6 protein-coding genes are annotated in these 4,183 nt (G+C 71.5%); 3 read left to right on the forward strand and 3 right to left on the reverse strand.

Annotation, left to right across the window (positions count from 1 at the left end):
- Nucleotides 1–93: 93 nt before the first annotated feature.
- Nucleotides 94–279, reverse strand: coding sequence for a hypothetical protein (locus ACFWP5_RS51950; protein ID WP_384174323.1), 186 nt, complete (start codon nt 277–279; stop codon nt 94–96).
- Between the two features lie 63 nt (nt 280–342).
- Nucleotides 343–861, reverse strand: a complete 519-nt coding sequence (locus ACFWP5_RS51955) for an Asp23/Gls24 family envelope stress response protein (protein WP_384174327.1) — start codon at nt 859–861, stop codon at nt 343–345.
- Nucleotides 862–1,061: 200 nt separating this feature from the next.
- Between ACFWP5_RS51955 and ACFWP5_RS51960 the strand changes: the two genes are divergently transcribed.
- The 3 genes from ACFWP5_RS51960 to ACFWP5_RS51970 are packed head-to-tail and all read left to right on the forward strand — an operon-like array spanning nt 1,062 to nt 2,658.
- A complete protein-coding gene (locus ACFWP5_RS51960) occupies nt 1,062–1,682 on the forward strand; it encodes an RNA polymerase sigma factor (protein WP_384174330.1) in 621 nt (206 codons plus the stop codon).
- Nucleotides 1,679–2,311 carry an Asp23/Gls24 family envelope stress response protein gene (locus ACFWP5_RS51965; RefSeq protein WP_384174333.1) on the forward strand — a complete coding sequence of 211 codons (633 nt, stop codon included), beginning with the start codon at nt 1,679–1,681 and terminating at the stop codon, nt 2,309–2,311. Before ACFWP5_RS51960 ends, ACFWP5_RS51965 begins: the two co-directional genes overlap by 4 nt.
- A complete protein-coding gene (locus ACFWP5_RS51970; RefSeq protein ID WP_384174336.1) occupies nt 2,308–2,658 on the forward strand; it encodes a hypothetical protein in 351 nt (116 codons plus the stop codon). The genes ACFWP5_RS51965 and ACFWP5_RS51970 overlap by 4 nt, the downstream gene beginning before the upstream one ends.
- A 98-nt stretch (nt 2,659–2,756) precedes the next feature.
- Here the strand turns inward: ACFWP5_RS51970 and ACFWP5_RS51975 are convergent, their stop codons facing one another.
- A complete protein-coding gene (locus ACFWP5_RS51975; protein WP_384174339.1) occupies nt 2,757–3,944 on the reverse strand; it encodes a lactonase family protein in 1,188 nt (395 codons plus the stop codon).
- Nucleotides 3,945–4,183 lie beyond the last annotated feature (239 nt).

Here is a 4,183-nt window from a genome sequence, read left to right on the forward strand (position 1 = left end):
CCGTACTGACCACCTTCCTGGACCGGCACGGATACTGGCAGGCGCTGCTGACCGCCGGGCACCGCGCGCTGGCGGCTGAGGCTGCGGCGGTGGTCATCGGCGGCTCCGTTCGAACGCGTCCCGTACGTCCTGGACGGTGCCGCCGCGTTCGGACCACCGGCCCACCGCCCAGCCCAGGCCGCCGAGCGCGGCCACGAGCAGGAAGGCGCCGAAGCCGCCGAACCAGCCGGCGAACGCCAGGGCCATGCCCGCGATCATCCCGACGAACGGTGTGCTCATGCCCGTCCACCTCCACCTCTCCACCGGATCCACCACTCCTGCCCGTGCCCCTGACCGGCCGCCCTACTCCACACGGGCCTCGCCGGTGTGGACGGGCTCGTGCTCGTCGGGCAGGTGGACGTCGTTGATGGTGACGTTCACCTCGACGACCTCAAGGCCGGTGATGCGTTCCACGGCCGAGATGACGTTCTCCCGCACGTCCTGTGCCACGTCCATCACCGACACCCCGTACTCGACGACCAGGTCCAGATCGATGGCCGTCTGCCGCTCGCCCACCTCTACCTTCACGCCGCGCCCCACGTTGGGCCGGCCACCGGGTACGCGGTCGCGCACGGCGCCGATGCTCCGCGAGAGGCCGCCGCCCATGTCGTGCACGCCGGGGATCTCCCGGGCGGCGATGCCGGCCACCTTCACGACGACGACATCGGCGATCGAGGTACGACCGCGGTCGGCGGCCGGCTGGTCGACACCGGCGGAGCCGCCGGACACGGCGGTGGTGGCCTGGGGGGACCTGTCCGTTGCGGTCCCCGTTCGCGGCGTGGACAGTTCCTGGTCGGCGACTGGTGCGGTGTGCGTGGTCATGGCATACCTCTTTCGTCTCGTTCGCTGTCTCGTCGGCTGTCTTGTTCGCTGTCTCGTGGCCGATGGGCTCTCATTTCCTCAGACCCGTCCCCGGCGCCGCTGTGACGCGGTGACGGGGAAATCCAGTTCCCCGTAACTCCGTAACGGGGACGGCGCGACCGTGTCCAACCTTCAGAACACCGGACGAGAGGAGCCGCCCAGTGGCGGGCCCCCGCACGCAGAACGCACCCCCGGACAGCCGGGCCGACACGGCAGACACGGGCGATACGGCCGACACCGCCGACACGGACGACGCCCTGCTGGCGGTCCGGGCCGCGGAAGGGGACGAGGACGCCTTCGCCGTACTCGTGCAGCGGCACGCGCCCGCGCTGATCCGGCTCGCCACGAGTCTGCTCGGTACCGGCGCGGAGGCGGAGGACGCCGTACAGGACGCCTTCCTCAGCGCATGGCGGCGCCTCCCGGAGTTCCAGGGCCGCTCCGCGTTCGGCACCTGGATGTACCGCATCGTCACCAACCGCTGTCTGAACGTGCTGCGTTCGCGCAGACCCGTGGCCTCGCTGGAGGCGGTCGGTGACGTGCCCGCCGCCGAACACACCACCTCCCCGGCCCGGATCGCCGAGGGCCGCGACGCGGTCCGCGAACTGCGCGACGCCCTCGACCTCCTCTCCGCCGAGCAGCGCGCCTGCTGGGTGCTGCGCGAACTGGACGGCCGTTCCTACGAGTTCATCGCGGACGCGGTCGGTATCAGCCAGGAGGCCGTCCGCGCCCGCGTCTTCCGCGCCCGCCGATCTCTGACCCAAGCACTGGGGGCCTGGCGATGACCGACCGCACCGATCGCAACGACCCGCAGAACACCACCTCCCTCCAGGGCGAGAACGACGAACTCCTGCCCTGCGGGCGGCTGTTGTCGCAGACCTGGAACGACTGGGAACAGCAGACCGACGACCCCCACCTCCACTCCTGCCCGTACTGCCGCGAGGCCGTGCAGGGTCTCGACCGACTGGAGTCCGTGGTGCGCGGCCTCCAGGAGGAGACGGACACGTCCTCCTCCGCCTACGACCCCGAGCCGCTGACCCGGCGGATCATGGACGTCGTACGCCTCGAACTGCGTCCGGGCCGACCGCTGCCCCTCGGTGAACCCGCCGAGGACCTGTGGATCATGGAGGCGGTCGCGGCCCGGGCGCTGCGTGCGGCGGCCGAGTCGGTTCCGGGCGTGCGGGCCGGTTCCTGCCGTCTGTTCGACGGCCGCGACGACGGCACGGTCGAGGTCCGCCTCGACATCCACGCCCCGGCCGACGCCCCCCTGCCCGACCTCGCCGCCCGGGTACGCGAACGGGTGTGGGAGGCGGCGGACCGCGAACTGGGCATGGGCGTCACGGCAGTTGACATCCGTGTCACCGACCTCGTCCCCATCACGGCCGACGACGGCCAGGAAGGTCGTACCCCATGACCACGCAGTACGAGAACCCCGCGCACGCGACCCTCGTCGTGGAGGTCGCCACGGCCGCAGAGAGCGTGACGGGGGTGGCCTTCCTCAGACCGGGGCTGACGGATCGGCTGCGCTCGGCCCTTTCGCGGCCGGGGACGCACTCCGGCGGAGTGCGCATGACCCGCCCGGACGGCTGCGACGGTCCGTGGCACGTCGAGATCCACGTCGTCGCGCTACGGCGGGCCAGGACCGTGGACGTGGCGCGGGTGGTCCGGGACACGGTCGAACGGCGCCTGGACGCACTGGAGTCGGTACGGTCCCCGCAGTTGGCGCCGAGAGTGACGGTGACGGTCACGGGGCTGGTCTGAGGGACAGCGGGGTGACGGGGAGGTCCGGGAAGCCGGCGGCACGGAGCGGCCGTTGGGTTCCCGGACCTCCGAACTTGCCTACAGGTCCCGGTAGTCGGTCAGCCGGCGACGATGCCCTCACCGCCGACCGCACCCGGCACCACGACCGAACCGACCGCCGTGAGCGAACCGTTCGCGCCGACCCGGAACTCGTCGACCACGCCCTGCGCGCCGGTCTGGACGTACAGGTACCGGCCGTCGGACGAGGCGGCCGCGTCGACCGTGCCGCCGTGGGTGGCCGTGTTGCCCAGGGCGGTCAACTCGCCCCGGGGAGCCACCCGGTAGCCGGACAGGGTGCCGCTGGCGGCGTTGGAGACGTAGAGGTGATCACCCGCGGTCACCGCCCAGCAGGTGGCGGTCTGGCCCGTCGGGACGGTCCCCTTCGCCGTCAGTCTGCCGTCGCGGCCGACCGTGAAGGTGCCCACCGAGTTGGTCCCGGCCTCCGTCACCCGGATCCGCCCGGCGGGGTCGAACGCGAAACCGAACGGCACGGCGTCCGGGGTGGAGGTCACCACGGGACGCGCGGACGGTCCGCTGTACACGCCGACCGGGAAGACGTCGATGCTCTGCCCCGAGGCCTTGGTGGTGACGACGAGCTTCGAACCGTCCGGGGTGAAAGAGATCTGCCCGATGGCCGAAGTCGCCTTGTCCAGGCCGAGGTCGCGGTTCCAGGAGGGGACCTTCACCAGCCGTTCGCCGGTCCGCACGAAGCCCTGTACGGAACCGCCGCCGAGCGTGTTGGCGACGTAGACCCGGTTGCCGTGGAACGTGACGCCGACCGGGAAACTCCCGCCGCTGGAGATCTCCTGGACCCGCTGGAGGTGGGTGCCGTGCACGGCGAAGACGGTCACGGTGTCGCTGCCCGCGTTCACGGCGTAGAGCAGGTGGTTGTGCCGGTCGTAGGCGAGCGATCCCTGCGAGGCCAGGTGGTCCGCGACGGTGCCGGCCAGCATGCCGCCCTTGCCGCCGGTGGAGTAGACGCCCTTCTGGGCGAGGGTGCCGTCGGCGGCGCGCTCGTAGGCGACGACGGTGTTCGCGGCCGTGTTGTCGCTCTGGACGAACACGGTTGAGCTGCCGCTCCGTTGGACGCGGGAGTCGGGGCTGTGGTGTGCGTCGGCGGCGACGGCCGTGGGCGCGGCGAAGAGGGCTGCTGCGGCGATGGCGGCGCCTGTGCCCAAGGTGCGGGTGATCCGGGAGGTGCGGGAGGTGCCGGTGATACGGGCGGCGCGGGCCTTGGCGAGAGTCATGCGTGCGTACTCCTCTTGCGGAAAGGGGAATGGGGAGCCGGCGGGATGCTCACGCTCGGTGCCGGACGATTCGCAACGCTAGACCGAGATCGGGGGGATGAAACGGCTATAAGGTGCACTTCGGGTCGACGTCTCGGGTTCGTAAGAATCATGACCAACTCGGCGTCGGGGCCGGCGACTTCACATAGCCCGGGCCCCGTGATCCGGGGCCCGGGCTATGTGCGCGCAGAGGTCGTGCC

The sequence above is a fragment of the Streptomyces sp. NPDC058469 genome (assembly GCF_042721125.1).
In the GTDB taxonomy this organism is placed as follows: Bacteria; Actinomycetota; Actinomycetes; order Streptomycetales; family Streptomycetaceae; genus Streptomyces.

Coding starts and splice junctions, on each gene's coding strand:
- ACFWP5_RS51965 (WP_384174333.1), top strand. CDS start 1,679: ATGACCGACCGCACCGATCGCAACGACCCGCAGAACACCACCTCCCTC.
- ACFWP5_RS51955 (WP_384174327.1), bottom strand. CDS start 861: ATGACCACGCACACCGCACCAGTCGCCGACCAGGAACTGTCCACGCCG.
- ACFWP5_RS51975 (WP_384174339.1), bottom strand. CDS start 3,944: ATGACTCTCGCCAAGGCCCGCGCCGCCCGTATCACCGGCACCTCCCGC.
- ACFWP5_RS51950 (WP_384174323.1), bottom strand. CDS start 279: ATGAGCACACCGTTCGTCGGGATGATCGCGGGCATGGCCCTGGCGTTC.
- ACFWP5_RS51970 (WP_384174336.1), top strand. CDS start 2,308: ATGACCACGCAGTACGAGAACCCCGCGCACGCGACCCTCGTCGTGGAG.